Origin of the sequence: Vibrio sp. EA2 (genome assembly GCF_033042495.1) — a bacterium.
GTDB lineage: Bacteria > Pseudomonadota > Gammaproteobacteria > Enterobacterales > Vibrionaceae > Vibrio.
This window is the reverse complement of the sequence record NZ_JAWLID010000019.1, coordinates 1-16,684: the sequence shown is the minus strand read 5'-3', so window position 1 is coordinate 16,684 and position 16,684 is coordinate 1. Positions and strand designations below refer to the sequence as shown.

Below are 16,684 nucleotides of genomic sequence, written 5' to 3'. Positions count from 1 at the left end.
TTGCCGAAAATTCAGCACTGACGATCTTTCGTCATGATATTTCAGCCTACCATAACTATACCAAATAACGTAATAGGCTGATTTAAAAGCATTTTAAATAAAAGTTCCAACATGGCACGGTTCTCGCTACCTACTGTTCACCAAGCGTTAAAGACAAATATATAGAAGGACTCACTATGTTTAACTACATTATTGCGCGTACCCCTTGTAAAGCACTGGTTGATGGCATTTCTTCAGCTGATGATGGCAAACCCGATTACGATCTCGCCATGAAACAGCACCTGGCGTATTTAGATGCTTTAAGAAAGTGCGACGTTGAAATTTTATTACTTCCTCCGCTTGAGGATTACCCTGACTCTGTCTTTGTTGAAGACCCGGCGCTTTGCACCAAACACTGCGGCATTGTGACCCGCCCGGGTGCCGATACGCGTCGCGGGGAAATAGATTCGATTGAACCGGCGCTGCGCCGTTTCTACGGGGACAAAATTGAACATATCAAAGCCCCTGGCACCCTGGATGCCGGTGACGTGATGATGGTGGGTGACTCCTTCTATATCGGCCAGTCGGCGCGAACTAATGAAGAAGGTGCCACCCAACTGATCGCGATACTCGAGAAATACGGTATGTCTGGCCATATTGTTCCTCTGAAGGAGGTGCTCCACCTCAAAACCGGTCTGGCCTACCTGGAAAACGGTAACCTGCTTGCCGCCGGTGAATTTATTAACAAACCAGATTTTGCCCACCTGAACATTATCGAGATCCCTGAGAACGAAAGCTATGCCGCTAACTGTATCTGGGTAAACGGTACCGTCATTATGCCAAGTGGCTACCCAACAACAGAAAGTAAAATCCTCGAACTGGGATACAAGGTGGAAACCGTCGACACCTCGGAATACCGCAAGGTTGACGGTGGCGTAAGCTGCATGTCGCTACGCTTTTAATCAGCTATTGAGGAGGGCTGGAATGCCCTCCTTTTTCAGGAGGATACATAATGACGGACAAGAGCATACGGAAGCTGGGTTAGTGCCAATGACCGCCCTTGTAAAAGGGGCGATTGTCGGCAGTGGGATCTTCAGCTTGCCGCAAAATATGGCTGAAGGGGCAGGGGCCGGCGCTATTATTATCGCTTGGCTTATCACTTTCTTCGGTATGGTCACCCTGGCAAAAATTTTCCAATGGTTGTCTGTTAACCGGCCTGATATTGAGGACGGGGTATACGGTTATGTGCGGGAAGGGTTCGGCGACTACCTCGGGTTTAATGCGGCATGGGGGTACTGGATTTCTGTTTGGGTCGGCAACGTCGGTTACCTGGTCGTTATATACAGCGCACTGGGCTCATTCCAGATCTTCGACTTCTTTGGCAATGGCAGCACACTCCCGGCCATGGTTTGCAGGGGCTTGTTGCAAAAACTGCCTCTAAGCGAGAGACTGATGTGATTGTGATATAAGCAGAGCTGAGAAAACCTTAAATGACCAACGAATTCAAATGGAAACATTTTGCCCCTGAAATCATTCTCTGGAGCATTCGTTGGTAAGGCTCTACCCCGATGAGCTACGCCAACCTCAGTGATATGTTGGCCGAGCGCGGGAGCTCCGTGCATCGCTCTACGCTCTACCGGTGGTTTGTTCAGTACTCGCCTATCTTGCATAGGAAGCTGCGGCGGCATTATCAATTCATCCGGGCTGACTCGTCGTGGCAGCTTGATGAGACTTACATTAAGGTCAAAGGAAAGTGGTGTTACCTCTACCGGGCCATCGATAAGCAGGGAAGAACAATAGACTTACGCTTTTCGCCGAAGAGAGATAACTATGCGGCCTACCAGTTCCTTCGTCGCTGCCTGAAGCGTTACCGTCATGAGCAGCATCCAAAGACACTGAATACAGATAAGCATGCCTCGTACGCCAATGCCATCAGCGAGCTGAAACGCGATGGCAGACTGCGTACTGACGTCCAGCATCGCCAAGTTAAATACCTCAATAACCGCATCGAATCCGACCATGCCCCTATCAAGAAACTGATTGAGGCCACCGGGGGTTTTAAAGTCAACAAACGGGCCAACGCAACAATACATGGGTTTGAATCACTGCGGATGCTGAACAAAGGCCAGTTTGATTTCTGGTTACGAACTGATGAGCGGAAGACATTGGTACAGGAGAGATCTGCCTTTATGAATCGAGTCTTCAACGTAGAGCGAATTTTTGCCTGATAACCTATCAAAACCCAGGGTAAATCTGCTCATATCCATTTTTTGCAACAAACCCGGTATGAAGGTCTAACTGCATCAACTGGCACGGGGTTCTCATCGCTCGCCGTGCCAGTAGGCTTTCTCTGGCGCACTTTTGCCCCAAAGTGTGCTAACTTCTCGGTAGATAAGTTTAAGTACCTACCGAGATTTTAAGTTATAAGGATTTGAGGTCAATCTACACAGATTTTTATCAACTTATCTTTTTATGCTTCATGAAGATTGTAACACTGTTAATTCTCGATCGAACTTCTTATCTCGGGAAGTAATTGAAACAGCGATTGCTCCTAATACTGCAGAAAATAGGGATCCTAGTAGCACGCCTACTTTTACCTGAATAAGGGTAGAAGGTATACTTTCGTCAAATGCCAATGTTCCTACAAATAAGCTCATCGTAAATCCGATGCCACATAATAAACTCACTCCATATAATTGAATCCAATTGGCACCTTTAGGTAAACTAGATATTCCTAGCGTTACAGTTAGCCAACAAGCCAACATAACACCCATTGGTTTGCCTATTAATAAACCACACAAAACACCTAATGAAACAGGAGTAAATATATCGTTGATACTTAAACCTGTAACAGATACACCAGCATTTGCGAAAGCAAAAAGCGGTAAAATGACTATTGTTACCCAAGGAGATAAACTATGTTCTATCTGAGATGAGATAGACTTTTTCGGGTCTTTATCGATGGGAATACACCATGCTATGGCAAAGCCTGCTAACGTAGCGTGTACTCCAGATTTAAGTACAGCAGCCCAGATCATAAACGAAACCAAAGCAAATACAGTTTTATTAAATAAATTTAGGCGATTTAATAGAAACAAACCACATAAGCCTATAAATGCGATGAATAAAGGCATCATCAATAAACCATCATTGAAGAATAATGCAATAATCGCAACCACACTAATATCATCGATAATCGCAACCGACAATAAAAACAGCTTCAAGCTAGATGGTAAATACTTACCAAATAATGAATAAACGCCGACAGCGAATGCAATATCAGTTGATGAAGGAATCGCCCAACCCTTAATCGCAACTGGGTCGTTAAAATTAAAACATAAATAGATAAGTGAAGGTACAATTATCCCCATTATCGCAGCAATTAAAGGAAGGGATATTTCTTTTAAACTTGATAATTGTCCATACAAAGTTTCTCGCTTGATTTCTAACCCGACATGGAAGAAAAAAAGCGCCATTAAACCATCGTTTATCCATAACAACACAGGTTTAGTAATATCAAATGCCCCTAAATTAACTCCAATCTCAAATTGAAGAAAAAATTTATAGTTATCGGAGTATGACGAATTGGCTAAAAACATTGCAATAATTGTTGTGCAAACTAATAGTAGACCGCCATAAGCTTCCTTTGGAATTAGTGATTTAATTTTTTGCAAGTACATAGTTTTTTTCTATTGATGAATAATGATGCGCTATTTTAGATCAAGAGCATAAACAACATAAATCGAATTAAACTGTATCACTTGCAGAAAAAAATTGAAAAGAAGTTATACTGTTCAAATTTGCTAGTATTTTGAACTGATTATTATGTCAAAGTTAAACTATCGCCATCTACAATACTTCTACACAATCGCCAAAAGTGGCAGTATTACCCGTGCCTCAGAAATATTACATATCACTCCACAAACCTTGAGTGCTCAACTTAGTACGCTGGAAGAGAGACTAGGTTATCCACTGTTTGAGCGTCGTGGTAAACGACTTGAATTGAATGATATGGGACGATTAACTTATGGCTATGCCAAAGAGATATTTTCACTGGGTGATGAGTTACTCCATTCACTGACTTCCCAAGCTAAAGACGTTGCGTTGTATTTTTCAATTGGTGTAACCCCTGCAATAGATAAAGCCGTATCATTTAACTTACTCAAAGAGATCTATTCAACACGCTCATCTGTTCATTTGGTATGTAAAGAAACCAACTTGGAACAACTACTGCCAATGTTGGCGGTAAATAAAATCGATGCCATTATCAGTGAAGCGCCATTACCACTAGATTCACCTTTTAAAGCGTTCAATCATTTGCTTGCTGAAAGCGGATTAACCTTTTTCGCTGAAGAAAACACCGCTAAACTTTTACGTGATGAATTTCCATTGTCTTTGGATAAACACCCAATGTTTACCTCTGGAGATGGTGCTAACCAAAGACCTAACTTGCTCTCTTGGTTTGATCGAATCAATATCAACCCAGAAATTATTGGCGAATTCGATGATTCAGCTTTAGCTAAATATTTTACACAAGCAGGCTATGGTGTTTTTTGTGCGTCTTCTTCACTAGAAAAACAGATCTTAGAACAGTTTAACCTTGGTATTGTAGGAAGAACCTATGATATCACAGAAAGAATATACCTTATTTCACCAGAGCGTAAAGTTAAGCACCCAGTAGTTAAGCAGTTGCTAGAAGTGGGCTATTCCTTATTTAAATCACCAGTGAGTTAAAATTTCTTAGATCTCACTTTGATCAGTTTATGGAGTTAAGAATGGCCGTTTAGTTTTCTGGTTTGTGATGAAGCACCGCTGGTATTGCCAACACGTTTCTGTCCAGAGGTGTGCTGACGTGGATGTGTAATACACCTTTGTCCCATTGTTGTTTATCAGTAACAATATGCAGGTTTTTCACCGCTCCCTGTTATTGACCTAGTGTCCCTTGTGTATGACTATACTATGGTTCTTTGCTTTCTATCAATTTTATATTAATGAGTACAAACAATACTATGGAGGGTAAATGGCTATAAATTTTGATTGGGTTTATAAGTCGCAGTTTGAAGCTTGGAGTGAAAATTCTGCATATTGGCATGATAAATCTACTAGTTTAATGCACGCATCTGAGATTCTTTGGAAATCTTATGAGAATGGTGAATTGATTGACGGTGGTAATAGTCATCGGTTGCTCATGGGGCTGTCTTTTGAGCTAATGTTTAAAGCTTTTTATGTGGCTGAAAGCGAAGAACCACCTACACACCATGATCTTAATAATCTTACTAAACACTGTAAATTACAATTAAGTAAGAAGGATAGGGTAATCTTAGAGGTTCTTCACGGATATATTTTATGGCAAGGTAGATACCCTACCCCAAAGAAGCCAAAAACAAAGAAGTCAAAAACAGAGCCAGATTATAAAGGAATTAAAGATCAGAGTGATCCATTTGTGAATACATTACCTATCGAAAGTCAATTGGACGGAAACTCAAACCAGTTACTAAAAATAAGGGACTTAGATTTCGAACATTTGTTCAATTTATGGAAAAAGATAAATAATGAATATTTAGATAAATATCTAACGTAACATCACCACAACAACCTAAGATCAACCACAAAGCTTGCTAACTCCACACTCAGAATGACAAGCCAGATGCATAATTTGGCTTTGACATACCTGAGATAATTAATCATTTGCTAAATTAGCGGAAGCACTGACACGTTTCTGTCCAATGACGTGCCAGCTCGATCACAGCTAGCATGTGATCACAGCTAGCACGTTTATGCCCCATTATTTGGTAGACCTTTTACTCATTCACATCCTGTTCATGGGCTTTTCCCCTACTAAAACTTATCCATTCTTTTAGTGGTGTTCGTTGTAAATCCCCGTGTTGTATTACGAGGGTAAATTCCACCAAATTAAAGATAGCTGTATATCGAAGTACAGATTCATTAAGCGTTACACAGCTATTATATTCATGTGTAAATAATAGTTGTGTAACACTTTTAATTTTCCTTAGTCTATGCTCAGTAAAGCGGTCACTTGATATTATAATTAACCGTTACATTGTTCTTTTTTGTATCTGAGGAAAGTTCACGATATAAACCCCAAGACATTATCAATAGTATGATCATAAATGGGAGCCCTGCACTCACTGTCGCTGCTTGTAAAGCCGATAGAGCATTAGCTCCTCCACCGTAAAGTAACGCACCAGCAATTAGACCAATGATGATAGCCCAAAAAAGCTTTTGTTTAGTTGGAGTGTTAATGTTACCGCCAGCCGTAATGGTATCCATGACTATTGAGCCCGAATCCGCTGAAGTAACAAAAAATATAATAAGTAACACTATGGATATTGCGGAAAGAACATTGCTAAAGGAAAGTCCTTCATACATTTGGTAAAGCGCTAAAGAAACATCGCTTAAACCACTTGCCAGCCCGCCGACACCGTGATTAATCTGGTCAATCGCTGTTCCTCCCATGACCGCCATCCATATACCTATAAGAATACTTGGGATAAATAATGTAGCCGATAAAAACTCCCTTACTGTTCGGCCTTTTGAAATTTTAGCAATGAAAAGGCCAACAAATGGAGCCCAACTCATCCACCATGCCCAATAAAACACCGTCCAACCTTGCATCCAAGTAGTATCACTTCTCCCAATCCAATTGGAAAGCGGGATTATATACTCGACATATCCTAAAAGAGTCATAGCTGAATCTTGCAAGAGCAATTCAGTTGGACCTAAAACAAGAATAGCGATAAGCAAAGATAGAGCCATTATTATATTGATGTTACTAAGGAGACGCACACCCCCATGCATACCTCTAAAAATAGAAAACATCGCGATCGCTGAAATAATCGCAATAACACTTAGTTGCGTAACGATGTTGTTATCTATACCTAACAGATGGTGCAAACCACTGGATACTTGCTGAGCACCTAAACCTAAGGACGTGGCTAAACCGAATACGGTAGCAATAGATGAGATAACGTCTATAAACGATCCCCAACTGCCCCAGCAACGCTCACCAAGTAGAGGGTATAAGGTCGAACGAACTGTGAATGGCAGGCCTTTGTTGTAACAAAAATAGGCGAGTGAAAGCCCAATCATCGCAAATATAGCCCAACCATGGATTCCCCAATGATATGTAGCTGAAGACAATGCAAGGTGAGCAGCCGCTGGTGTATTAGGTTCTACGTTTAAGGGTGTTCCATACCAATTCGTATAATACGCTACTGGTTCTGACACCCCCCAAAACATTAAACCAATTCCAATACCGGAGGCAAATAACATGCATAACCAGGAAAAGGTAGAATATTCAGGTTTGGCGGAATTGCCGCCAAGACGAATTTTGCCAGTAGGTAGAATTATTAGTAGGAAACAGAAAAAAACAAAGTAATTAGCGGACGCCATGAAAAGCCAATCTAAATCGGATATGATCCAACTACGAATGCTAACAAGAGCGCTGTTGGCTTCCTCTGGAAACATGATACTTGTTATCACCAATAGCAACATGAATACAGAAGAAACTAAGAAAACTGAGTTGTGGACGTCGAATCCATAGACAGGTTCCCCCGTGTATATATATGTGTTGTCTTTTTCTTCATTGACTAATACAGGACCTTGAAGGCTCTTATTTTTTAGAGTGAACATATCATTTCTCCTCTAGTGATGACCTATTTGATTCGGTCATCACGTTGAGCTTTAGTAATATTATTTATATGTGAGTCTTTTAGAACCTACTCTAGCGTTACGTGTTAGTACGAATATCAACGCCGTCTTCAAGAATGTTATCCCTACCTATATGCTCTAAATCAAATGGTTTGCGAGTGAAGATGCGCTGTACCATTGGTTCGAAAAACTCAAGTTCTTTTGTGGGATATTCGGGGTCAAAAGATGCTTGATCGTATTTTTCACAAAAATCGACACATGACTGATACCAAGGATGATCTTTGTAGTTATCGCGTTGGTTAGGGTTGCCATTCAGGTGATGAAGGTAGTAGTAATACTGGAACACGCCATGCATGTTTATTACCCAAGTAACTTCAGGGCGTACATATGGTCTAATTATGGATGCAGCGTATTGCGAGTGATTATAAGGTGCTAATTCATCACCGATATCATGTATCAAGGCTGCGACAATCATTTCTTCATCTGCACCGTCATCATAAGCACGGCTAGCCGCTTGAAGTGAGTGCTCTAATCTACTAACGCGGTAGCCTGAAAGAGTATGCTCCAGACAACGTAAAGCAGACATAATTCGAACTGGTAATTCAAGAGCAAATCCGGCTTCGAGTTCATCAAGAAATAAATATTCTTCACGAGTGCCATCTTTCATTTGAGTAAAATTAACGAAATCCATTCTGCGATTAATCCTTATTAAGCATTAAGTGTATTTTTTAGAACTCGGTAAATACCTTTTGGTGTATCGATATCGATATAACAACCTTGTAAATGGCGTAGTCCCTCATTCGCATCAAATTCTGTTCTACCATGGAGTACACGACTGTTGTGGAACATTTGGATTTGACCTGGCTCTAAGCGGAATTCCCATTTATAGGTTGGATCATCAAAAAGTTCTCCCAGTCGTTTACGAGCTTGATGGAACAACCGAGTGTCTTCTAATGACATTAAAGGTAAGTAGTCAAGACGAGGGCTATAAGTGACACCGGATATCCGACCCATGTAATCCGTCTGGATCATAGTTTGACGTTCTATTAATTCGATATTGGAGTCAACATGTCGATAGCGTACAGGGATACGCGTTAGCAAATCGTACCCATCCGGGCATTCAACTTTTAATTGTTCTAGGACCGAGAGACTGTCCACTAGTGTTGAAAGACCACCTTTAGTTTCATTGTATCGGCAGTGCAGCAACTGGATTCCGGGCATTGGATCTCGGTAAGGGTTATCAGTGTGTGCTGCTAGCGGGACTGTTCTATACGCGAGATCATTTGAGTCTGGGCGTGTATAAACTTCGAAGTACTGACCAAAGTTAGTGGATCTGACATGCCCAAAGAGATCTCCTACTCGTGTTACAGCATCCGGTTCGTTTGGTACTCCGTTGATAATTATTGCGCCATAAGTGAGAAATCGTTCGATGGCATTAAATAACCCTTGTTCGGTTTCTAGATCGGATAATTCAACTTGGAACACGGACTTATCTATGTCACTTCTCCATGCTACCTGCGCTGGAATCCCATCGTTAAAGTCGAAGTCAGGTAAAAATTGGTCAGTTTTATAAGTTCCTTGGTAACCATCGCTAAATGTTAATCTGATGTCACCACTTGTTAGGTGGATAGCATCTGTAATTATCAGATCTCTGGGAAGATCATGCGGATTAAATAACCTTTGTTGAGTTATTTTATCTAGGTTGTTCTCATCTTGACAGCGTTCACGCAACCATAACGGTGACAGTTCGTAATGAGAGTTTTCAACGGCTGCTTTTATAGATAACGTATTGTTATCAATGATTATTGTTATGTCTGGCATTCTTCTTTCTCCTATTGTTTGCTAATCCAGTATTACTTTTGTTTTGTTAAACTGGTAGCCTAGGAATACTTATACGTAACATGCAGTTTTCTTATGATTAACAAATCCAGTATTCCGTCACTCAAAGCGATGATGGCGTTTGAATCAACTGTTAGGCTGAGCTCAATGACCGCGGCTGCCAGAGAATTAGGGATCAGTCAGCCGCTTGTGTCTCAAAGAATCCGGTCTTTGGAAGAAGATTTAGGTTTAATCCTCGTTGATAGGACAATTAAACCAGTACAAGCGACACAGGTTGGACGTCAGTTTTATGGTCAGATCTCTGTATCAATAACGGCCATCAAAACAGCCATTTCACAAGTTAGGCAATCATCGTCCCAGCAGTATCCACGCGTTAGGATCGCAGCTCCGTTCGGATTCATGTTTTTCTGGATTCTTCCTAAGTTGCAAAACTTGCAAAATGAATTTAGAGATATTGAGTTTGATATTCAGCCATGGGTAAAAACGGTAAATGAAAAAAAACAAGATTCCGATATAGTTTTTTACTTTGGTAAATCTGAAAAAATATATGGATATGAAAAGCAACTTGTTCCTGAAATAGTGCAACCTATATGTTCTAAGAAATTTGCTGAAGAACACGGACTTTATGCTGGAAAGTATTTATATTCAATAGATAATTATCCATTGCTTCACATGGATACGAATAATGCGAGTTGGTTTGATTGGAATGACTGGACTAGAATCTTAAGTATTAAAAATAAAAAAGAATCCACGACATTTTACCATAACAATTATCCACTTCTCGTTGACGATATAAAATCTGGTAAAGGTATTGGACTTGGTTGGGTTGGATTAATTGAACCATTAATTAAAGATGGTCTAATCATTCCTCTTGAACCAAAAATTCAATGTTGTGCTCGTGGTTATCATATTTGCACAGATTACCACCATACTCGATTAATTAGAACTCTGGTTGATTGGTTTGAATTACAAGCAGATACTGAATTTAGTAAGTATCTTGTTTCTTAGCTAATGCGATAAAAGTAGCTTCTCGAGGTTACATTTTCAATTGGATAACATTCATAAAGTTATTTAGCGATAGGATAATAATCTTGATTAGTTTTGATCCGAATTAATAGACGAGAAAATATTGGATAGTAGTAAGGCTCGATACGAGTTCAAAGGGAATTGGTTAATAACGGTGATGTGCAAAATGTGCAAACCATTGCAGCCAGTATAAAACTGAAGGATGTAACGTTGAACGCTGCCCGCAGATGGTTGTATCTAATTAACTTAACCAATAATTATTCAAAGTAAATAACGCTAGTATGCATCTATCTCCAATTAGGTCTTCGTAGATTTCTTTACTTCTTGCAAAGGCATCACTGCCTTTGGTTGTTTCAGTAACGGATGACACTGTTACCTAGGTTTTTTGTATTTAAATGCTTCAACAAACGCTAAAAATGCAGGTGATGATTGTCGTCTGTTGGGGTAGTAGAGATGAAATCCAGGAAAATACGGTGTCCAGTCTGTCAAAATCGTTTTTAATCGGCCATCATCGAGATAAGGTTTTGCCAACTCTTCTGGGACAAATCCAAGACCAATCCCATCAACGGCGGCGTTTAATACGTGCATGATACTGTTAAATACGATGTGTCCTTTTCCCTTGACTGTGAACTCTTTACCATCTTTTTTAAATTCCCATGCGTAGACAGAACCTTCTGGCCGGTGACGGATATCAATACATGAATGTTCAGGTAACTCGTAAGGTGTTTTAGGTTCACCGTGTTGTTTGAAATAGTTGGGAGAGCCAACCACAACAAGGCGTATATCTGGACCAACCGGAACTGCTATCATATCTTGACTAATTGATTCACCAAAACGAATACCCGCATCAAATCTTTCTGTAACGACATTGGTAAAACCATAGTCGACGTAAAGCTCAACGGTAACATCAGGAAACTCCTTCAAAAACTCAGCTAACTTAGGTCGTAAGCAAAGCTCAATTTGGTCGTCAGTGCATGAAATACGAATGGTACCAGAGGGCTTGTCTCTTAACTCGCCCAGCGCTTCTACCTCCTGATTTATCATCTCAAAAAGAGGCGATAAAGAGGTAATTAGCCGTTCTCCTGCCTCCGTTGGCGATACATTACGAGTAGTTCTGGTCAGTAACCTTAGACCCAGTCGTTCCTCCAAACTTTTCATCCTGTGACTTAATGCAGATGGAGTAATACCGAGTTTTGCCGCTGCTTTGGTAAAACTCTGGTCTTCGGCCACAGCTAGAAATGCCTGTATGTCGTCAATCTTTGTAAAATTCATTGCTGAGTTTTTCTCACAAGTACATCAAATTAAATCCTACTAATCATGTTGGGGTGTTTATGTCAACATTTAAATCAATTAATCAGCTACTCGATCATGACTTCATTAAAATGATAAAGGAGATATACCAATGACATTATCCAAAAGTAACGAACATCTTGAGCAGGCAGATAGCGAGCCGTCTCGACGTACTTTTCTTAAAAAATCAGGTGCATGCGCTGCTGCACTAGGAGCTTTATCTGTAACGGGAGCGGCTTTTGCGGCAAGTAATGGTGCACCAACACTCACGCTTTCTAGCGAGTGGGATAAGACTTTCGCAAAAAGTGACAAAGTGGATCATAAAAAAGTCAGCTATAGAACTCGATATGGTCTAACACTAGTTGCTGATCTTTACGTACCAAAAAATATCACTGTTAAACACCCAGCGCTGGCTGTTAGTGGTCCGTTTGGTGCTGTTAAAGAGCAGTCATCAGGGCTTTATGCTCAAACAATGGCCGAGAGAGGGTTTATCACACTTGCCTTTGATCCGTCTTATACAGGAGAAAGTAGTGGTGAGCCACGTAATGTCGCATCTCCTGATATCAATACTGAAGATTTTAGTGCCTCTGTGGATTTCCTTGGTTCTTTACCCAATGTCGACCGTGACAGAATAGGTGTAATAGGAATTTGTGGCTACAGTGGTATGGCACTGACTGCAGCAACGAGTGATTCACGCATTAAAGCTGTGGCGACTTCTTCCATGTATGACATGTCTCGCAGTATCAGCCGTAGTTATAAAGACAGTTACACGATGGAGCAACGGCACAAGGTTATGGACTATCTTGGTCAGCAACGTTGGGCCGATGTTGATCGAGGTAGTTATGGCTTGGGTTATCATGAAGTCCCTTTCGATGAAAACGGGAATATTGTCACGGGACAACGTGTCCTGCCAGACACCTTGCCAGCTAACCCACATCCGGTCGTAGCAATCTTCTTTGATTACTATCGTACAAAACGTGGTTTCCATCCCCGCGGAATTAACTCTGCGTCGGCTTGGACTGCAACGACACCAATGTCATTCTTTAATTTTCCTATGTACGCCAACATAGAAATGATTGCACCACGACCAGTGATGTTGATTGCAGGTGATAAAGCTCACTCTCTCTATTATTCAGAAGATGTACACAAATTGTCTCCTGATAATTCGGAGCTAGTGATTATTCCTGATGCAGATCACGTAGATTTATATGACCAAATGGACAAAATTCCGTTTGATAAATTAGCTGCGTTTTTCCAGAAAAACTTAGCTTAAAGGCTGGGGTGGTTAGCTATGCATAAGATGACTAAAAGACTCATGTTAGTTGCATTTGTTGGTACAGCGGCTCTAGTCGGTACCTATACGATCTGGCCTACAGAGAGAACACTTTAACGACGCAGAAGTGGTTGTTGAGGCGCACCAGCGACTCAAAGATAAAATACCCTTTGGGGTTTTCGACAATGTTTATGACGCAGCTACCAGTATGCTGTTTCCGAGTGGCACACATTTTTCGATTAATAGCAGAATGCTACGCTCACCAAACTCGTTGTTTCATAGAGCTCCGGGTCGATACAATATCAATCAACTGAATAATAGCCTCGAACCTAATGATCGTGTCAAATTCTTCTATAGGGGCTTGTCGTCTAGCGATTACGAAAACATTTCACCATTAGAGCGCCCTATGAACAACTCAAGTAAGCTTTCACTAGGCTTGCGAGCCGAAAGACTAGCCCGAATTGAACATTTCAGAGCACATCTTCGAGCAAAGTTTACCTTGTACGAAGACGTATTTGGCAGTGCACAGACAGAGGATCTTGAGCATTTGGAGCTCGCTTTCATGCAGCACTTTAAGAGTGAAGCAAAACTCGCCCCTCCACTTCTGGATATCACCTATGATCCGCTCGTTGCGCTTTACTTTGCGTCGTATGAACCGACGGATGGACATATCGGCGTCGTATACAATTTTTCCCTCAACGATACATCCCGCACACTATCACTTGCAGGCGCAGATTTACGCGTGACTATCATGCCCGATGTCACGCGATTGACACGTCAAAGAGCACTCATCTTCGAAGGCGTGAGCACGAGAACTATTGAGGCTATTGTACCTCATAAACTTACCTTCACTCAGCACGAGAACCTAAGGTTTGAGGACCCGGAGCTAGGGATCGATGACTTACACCTTTTGGGCGACGATAAGGTTGCTAAACAATTCTGTGAAGACTATGCAAGCCAATTTGCGAATCAACGAGTACCTATGAACGCTCCGCTCGTTCAAGTTCAGGATGAAAACAAACAACTCTTCGAGCGCATTAAGAAAATGGCTCAATCATTACACGACTCGACCCGACAATGTATCCTAGTATCAACCTAGACTTACTCGAAAGGCTAGCAAAGTTTCATTCGGAAGCAAAAGGGTCGTTCCCTGACCACTGGACGTCTTGGCACAACCTCGAAGGATCAGTTAAGAGAATTGCTCGTGGGCGGGAAATAGTCCCGCGAGACTACTACTCGTGGCTTTACAATGAAAAAAAGCGAAAAATAAATTCGTTCATTGAGCTTTGGAAACGTTACTTCAATAGTTAATCTACCAAATTATTAAATTAGCATTCAGGTGGATCCTCGACCGAACAGCAATTTTAACGAGAAGGAATATTATGTTCTGCCATTTGGGGCTGACTTCCTTTTTCTCAATTCGCTACCCTTGGCAGCAATGGCAAAATCACTTGCTGCGCGGGCGGTCTTGAAAACATCAACTAATCGGTTCCGGCGCTCTTGAGGTGTTTCTGTGATGGCTTGAGCTCCGTCCTGCATGACTTCGCTCTTGAAAACCCTTGAGACTCTACTCAACGCCGATAGCTTATGGAAAAAGTCAAACCAGAACGGCCCCCCAAACCCGACCAGCAACCCAGCAGCGAAAACTGAAAAGAACCACGCCAAGTACTTCCAAACCGTCATGTTCGTATCACTGTTTTTCCAAGGCAAGTGCTCCCAGCCGATAGGCAAATTGGCTCGCTTCAGTGCTCTCAGGCTCTTGGAGAAGCTTTGCCCCAGTTCCTCGGCGTCGAATGCAGGAAGGTCGGAGTTTCCTGAAGTCGCTTTTACAATACTCTCCTCGGTTCTCTTGAGCTGTGCGTTCAGGTCATTGGCTATTTTCTCACCTTGCTTAATGAGCGCTGCCCTAGATTCCTCGCTTTGCACTAGGAACTTGACGACTTCGACGCTACTGAAGTTGATCGAGAACACGAGTATAAAACCGAATAGAACCGAGGTGACTCGCGCTCGACGGGCGAAATATTTCGTGGCTTCATCGCCGAACGCTTCGAACTTGTTAGCGATGTCTTCAAGGAGTACGTTCAGCGTTTCTTCATTAACATTGGGGTATCCTGAGCGTTTATGAATCTCCTTACCAAATGGTGATTCCGCGAAGCGTTCGAAGAATTCTAACGTTGTAAGTGACTGAAGTTTATCGGCGCGACGGAACTTGTTAACGAACTCGTTCAACACTTTCTTCCATGTTGACGCATCGCGATCAACTGGCTCCAAACGCATTGAAGTCATTTGGTTTACGAAGTTAGCTCTGGTCAGATCATTTGGCGTGCCTTTTCCCAATTTCGGCGAGATGACTTTGTCGAACATTTCCTGCATCAACCGCTCTAAGCCTTTGACGCGATGATTGAGAAGACTATTGAAGGCTTCCACGATCGCGGAGGTGATAGTCGATAACACCATCATTGTGACAGCGAAGGCAAGCAGTGTTTCCAGCCAAGCCATAATGCCCTCCTTGGACAAAGCTTCTTAGAAGAGGAGAGGTTCTTAATCAATTCCTTCGATATGGAGGATTATTTCCTAGTAAAGATAGTCAAATGTTTCCCTGTTAACAAATGAGATACTAGGGGCTGTTGATCTTTGGTGGCTATTTTTTAATCGGCATGGTGAACTTGTATAATTGGTTTCGCCAAAAATCAAAACACAAGGACCCACCATGCCAAGGACAATGCTAACAGATCGACAATGGGCCAAGCTATCAAAACTTATGTTAAGCAGCGGTCGAATCTATAATAAAGCTGAGCATAGAATGACGCTTGAAGGCATTTTATATCGAATGAGAACAGGCTGCCCTTGGAGAGATATTCCAAAAGAGTTTGGGGGTTGGAGTAAAATTTTTAGACGCTTTAATCGCTGGTCTCAAAAAGGTGTCATTCACTCTATATTCAAAGAGTTATCAAAAAACTCGGACAATAGATGGTTATTCATAGATGGAACCATTGTCCGAGCCCACCAACATGCAGCAGGTGCTGCAACAAAAGAAAGTGAAGAGATAGGACTAAGCCGAGGTGGAAAATCCACCAAGATTCACCTAGCGGTTGATAGCAATGGATATCCAGTTCACTTTGAGTTATCTGGCGGTCACAGAAATGATATTGTTTTTGCTGAGCAATTAGTTTCGAGTAGCCCAACTTGTGACTTCACTGTCGCTGACAAAGGTTACGATAGTAAAAAATTCAGAAGTTTCTTAAAGAACGAAATAGGCTCAATCCCTATGATCCCACAAAGAAAACTCAATATTTGAACAATGATGAGATGGATTGGGAGCTGTATAAAGTGCGTCACCTTGTAGAAAACGCCTTTGCTAGGATTAAGCATTTTATAGCGATATCAAGCAGATATGATAAGTTGGCAAGAAACTACTCAGCGATGATAGCACTTTCATTCACTATGATGTGGCTACCGAAATACTGCTGAGTAATTTGTCGATATGAAAGATCAACAGGCCCTAGGGCGTGTTGATCTTTCGTGAGTATTTTTTGAACAGCATGGTAAAGAGTTATAATTTGCTTCGCCAAAAGTAAAACCATAACCAATACCATGCCAAGAACA

Annotated in this window: 14 protein-coding genes and 2 pseudogenes; 9 read left to right on the top strand and 7 right to left on the bottom strand. The window is 41.6% G+C overall.

Annotated features, from left to right (window positions below; translation table 11 throughout):
- The first annotated feature begins 176 nt into the window (after positions 1 to 176).
- The 3 genes and pseudogenes from ddaH to RXX31_RS22200 all read left to right on the top strand — a co-directional run bounded on the left by ddaH (position 177) and on the right by RXX31_RS22200 (position 2,207).
- The gene (ddaH, locus tag RXX31_RS22210) at positions 177 to 941 is read left to right on the top strand and encodes a dimethylargininase (protein WP_317591843.1); all 765 of its coding nucleotides are present in this window, start codon (positions 177 to 179) and stop codon (positions 939 to 941) included.
- Positions 942 to 1,029: 88 nt separating this feature from the next.
- Complete coding sequence (locus RXX31_RS22205; RefSeq protein WP_317591842.1) at positions 1,030 to 1,437, top strand: amino acid permease; 408 nt, start codon at positions 1,030 to 1,032, stop codon at positions 1,435 to 1,437.
- A gap of 32 nt (positions 1,438 to 1,469) precedes the next feature.
- Positions 1,470 to 2,207, top strand: a pseudogene (locus tag RXX31_RS22200) (IS6 family transposase).
- Between the two features lie 249 nt (positions 2,208 to 2,456).
- Here RXX31_RS22200 and nhaA read toward each other — a convergent pair.
- The gene (gene nhaA, locus RXX31_RS22195) at positions 2,457 to 3,659 is read right to left on the bottom strand and encodes a Na+/H+ antiporter NhaA (RefSeq protein WP_317591841.1); all 1,203 of its coding nucleotides are present in this window, start codon (positions 3,657 to 3,659) and stop codon (positions 2,457 to 2,459) included.
- A gap of 145 nt (positions 3,660 to 3,804) precedes the next feature.
- Here nhaA and RXX31_RS22190 point away from each other — a divergent pair, with 145 nt between their 5' ends.
- Together RXX31_RS22190 and RXX31_RS22185 are read left to right on the top strand one after the other, a co-directional pair.
- On the top strand, positions 3,805 to 4,713 hold the full coding sequence (locus RXX31_RS22190) for a LysR family transcriptional regulator (protein WP_317591840.1): 909 nt from the start codon (positions 3,805 to 3,807) through the stop codon (positions 4,711 to 4,713).
- A gap of 286 nt (positions 4,714 to 4,999) precedes the next feature.
- Positions 5,000 to 5,560, top strand: coding sequence for a hypothetical protein (locus RXX31_RS22185; protein ID WP_317591839.1), 561 nt, complete (start codon positions 5,000 to 5,002; stop codon positions 5,558 to 5,560).
- 452 nt (positions 5,561 to 6,012) lie between these two features.
- Here the strand turns inward: RXX31_RS22185 and RXX31_RS22180 are convergent, their stop codons facing one another.
- From RXX31_RS22180 to RXX31_RS22170, 3 genes are all read right to left on the bottom strand, one after another.
- Positions 6,013 to 7,632: a BCCT family transporter gene (locus RXX31_RS22180; RefSeq protein WP_317591838.1), complete on the bottom strand. Its 1,620-nt coding sequence runs from the start codon at positions 7,630 to 7,632 to the stop codon at positions 6,013 to 6,015.
- A gap of 97 nt (positions 7,633 to 7,729) precedes the next feature.
- Positions 7,730 to 8,341, bottom strand: a complete 612-nt coding sequence (locus tag RXX31_RS22175; protein ID WP_317591837.1) for an HD domain-containing protein — start codon at positions 8,339 to 8,341, stop codon at positions 7,730 to 7,732.
- Between the two features lie 17 nt (positions 8,342 to 8,358).
- Positions 8,359 to 9,471: a TauD/TfdA family dioxygenase gene (locus RXX31_RS22170; RefSeq protein WP_317591836.1), complete on the bottom strand. Its 1,113-nt coding sequence runs from the start codon at positions 9,469 to 9,471 to the stop codon at positions 8,359 to 8,361.
- A gap of 93 nt (positions 9,472 to 9,564) precedes the next feature.
- On the opposite strand from RXX31_RS22170, the gene RXX31_RS22165 reads away from it, so the two are divergent.
- The gene (locus RXX31_RS22165) at positions 9,565 to 10,497 is read left to right on the top strand and encodes a LysR family transcriptional regulator (RefSeq protein WP_317591835.1); all 933 of its coding nucleotides are present in this window, start codon (positions 9,565 to 9,567) and stop codon (positions 10,495 to 10,497) included.
- Positions 10,498 to 10,887: 390 nt separating this feature from the next.
- Here RXX31_RS22165 and RXX31_RS22160 read toward each other — a convergent pair whose 3' ends face one another.
- On the bottom strand, positions 10,888 to 11,787 hold the full coding sequence (locus RXX31_RS22160) for a LysR family transcriptional regulator (protein ID WP_317591834.1): 900 nt from the start codon (positions 11,785 to 11,787) through the stop codon (positions 10,888 to 10,890).
- Between the two features lie 130 nt (positions 11,788 to 11,917).
- On the opposite strand from RXX31_RS22160, the gene RXX31_RS22155 reads away from it, so the two are divergent.
- Positions 11,918 to 13,078: an alpha/beta hydrolase gene (locus RXX31_RS22155; protein WP_317591833.1), complete on the top strand. Its 1,161-nt coding sequence runs from the start codon at positions 11,918 to 11,920 to the stop codon at positions 13,076 to 13,078.
- Between the two features lie 208 nt (positions 13,079 to 13,286).
- Complete coding sequence (locus RXX31_RS22150) at positions 13,287 to 14,177, top strand: FRG domain-containing protein (protein WP_317591832.1); 891 nt, start codon at positions 13,287 to 13,289, stop codon at positions 14,175 to 14,177.
- 281 nt (positions 14,178 to 14,458) lie between these two features.
- On the opposite strand, the gene RXX31_RS22145 is transcribed toward RXX31_RS22150, so the two are convergent.
- Positions 14,459 to 15,577, bottom strand: a complete 1,119-nt coding sequence (locus RXX31_RS22145; protein ID WP_317591831.1) for a hypothetical protein — start codon at positions 15,575 to 15,577, stop codon at positions 14,459 to 14,461.
- A 211-nt stretch (positions 15,578 to 15,788) separates the two neighbouring features.
- On the opposite strand from RXX31_RS22145, the gene RXX31_RS22140 reads away from it, so the two are divergent.
- Positions 15,789 to 16,549 (top strand): IS5 family transposase gene (locus tag RXX31_RS22140; protein ID WP_317591830.1). Its coding sequence is split into 2 segments (ribosomal slippage): positions 15,789 to 16,365 and positions 16,365 to 16,549, totalling 762 coding nucleotides; the frame shifts between segments, so codons are not numbered across the junction.
- Here the strand turns inward: RXX31_RS22140 and RXX31_RS22135 are convergent.
- A pseudogene (locus tag RXX31_RS22135) lies at positions 16,492 to 16,684 on the bottom strand (hypothetical protein); the annotation flags it as partial. The gene RXX31_RS22140 and the pseudogene RXX31_RS22135 overlap by 58 nt on opposite strands.

Coding starts and splice junctions, on each gene's coding strand:
- ddaH (WP_317591843.1), top strand. CDS start 177: ATGTTTAACTACATTATTGCGCGTACCCCTTGTAAAGCACTGGTTGAT.
- RXX31_RS22205 (WP_317591842.1), top strand. CDS start 1,030: ATGACCGCCCTTGTAAAAGGGGCGATTGTCGGCAGTGGGATCTTCAGC.
- nhaA (WP_317591841.1), bottom strand. CDS start 3,659: ATGTACTTGCAAAAAATTAAATCACTAATTCCAAAGGAAGCTTATGGC.
- RXX31_RS22190 (WP_317591840.1), top strand. CDS start 3,805: ATGTCAAAGTTAAACTATCGCCATCTACAATACTTCTACACAATCGCC.
- RXX31_RS22185 (WP_317591839.1), top strand. CDS start 5,000: ATGGCTATAAATTTTGATTGGGTTTATAAGTCGCAGTTTGAAGCTTGG.
- RXX31_RS22180 (WP_317591838.1), bottom strand. CDS start 7,632: ATGTTCACTCTAAAAAATAAGAGCCTTCAAGGTCCTGTATTAGTCAAT.
- RXX31_RS22175 (WP_317591837.1), bottom strand. CDS start 8,341: ATGGATTTCGTTAATTTTACTCAAATGAAAGATGGCACTCGTGAAGAA.
- RXX31_RS22170 (WP_317591836.1), bottom strand. CDS start 9,471: ATGCCAGACATAACAATAATCATTGATAACAATACGTTATCTATAAAA.
- RXX31_RS22165 (WP_317591835.1), top strand. CDS start 9,565: ATGATTAACAAATCCAGTATTCCGTCACTCAAAGCGATGATGGCGTTT.
- RXX31_RS22160 (WP_317591834.1), bottom strand. CDS start 11,787: ATGAATTTTACAAAGATTGACGACATACAGGCATTTCTAGCTGTGGCC.
- RXX31_RS22155 (WP_317591833.1), top strand. CDS start 11,918: ATGACATTATCCAAAAGTAACGAACATCTTGAGCAGGCAGATAGCGAG.
- RXX31_RS22150 (WP_317591832.1), top strand. CDS start 13,287: ATGCTGTTTCCGAGTGGCACACATTTTTCGATTAATAGCAGAATGCTA.
- RXX31_RS22145 (WP_317591831.1), bottom strand. CDS start 15,577: ATGGCTTGGCTGGAAACACTGCTTGCCTTCGCTGTCACAATGATGGTG.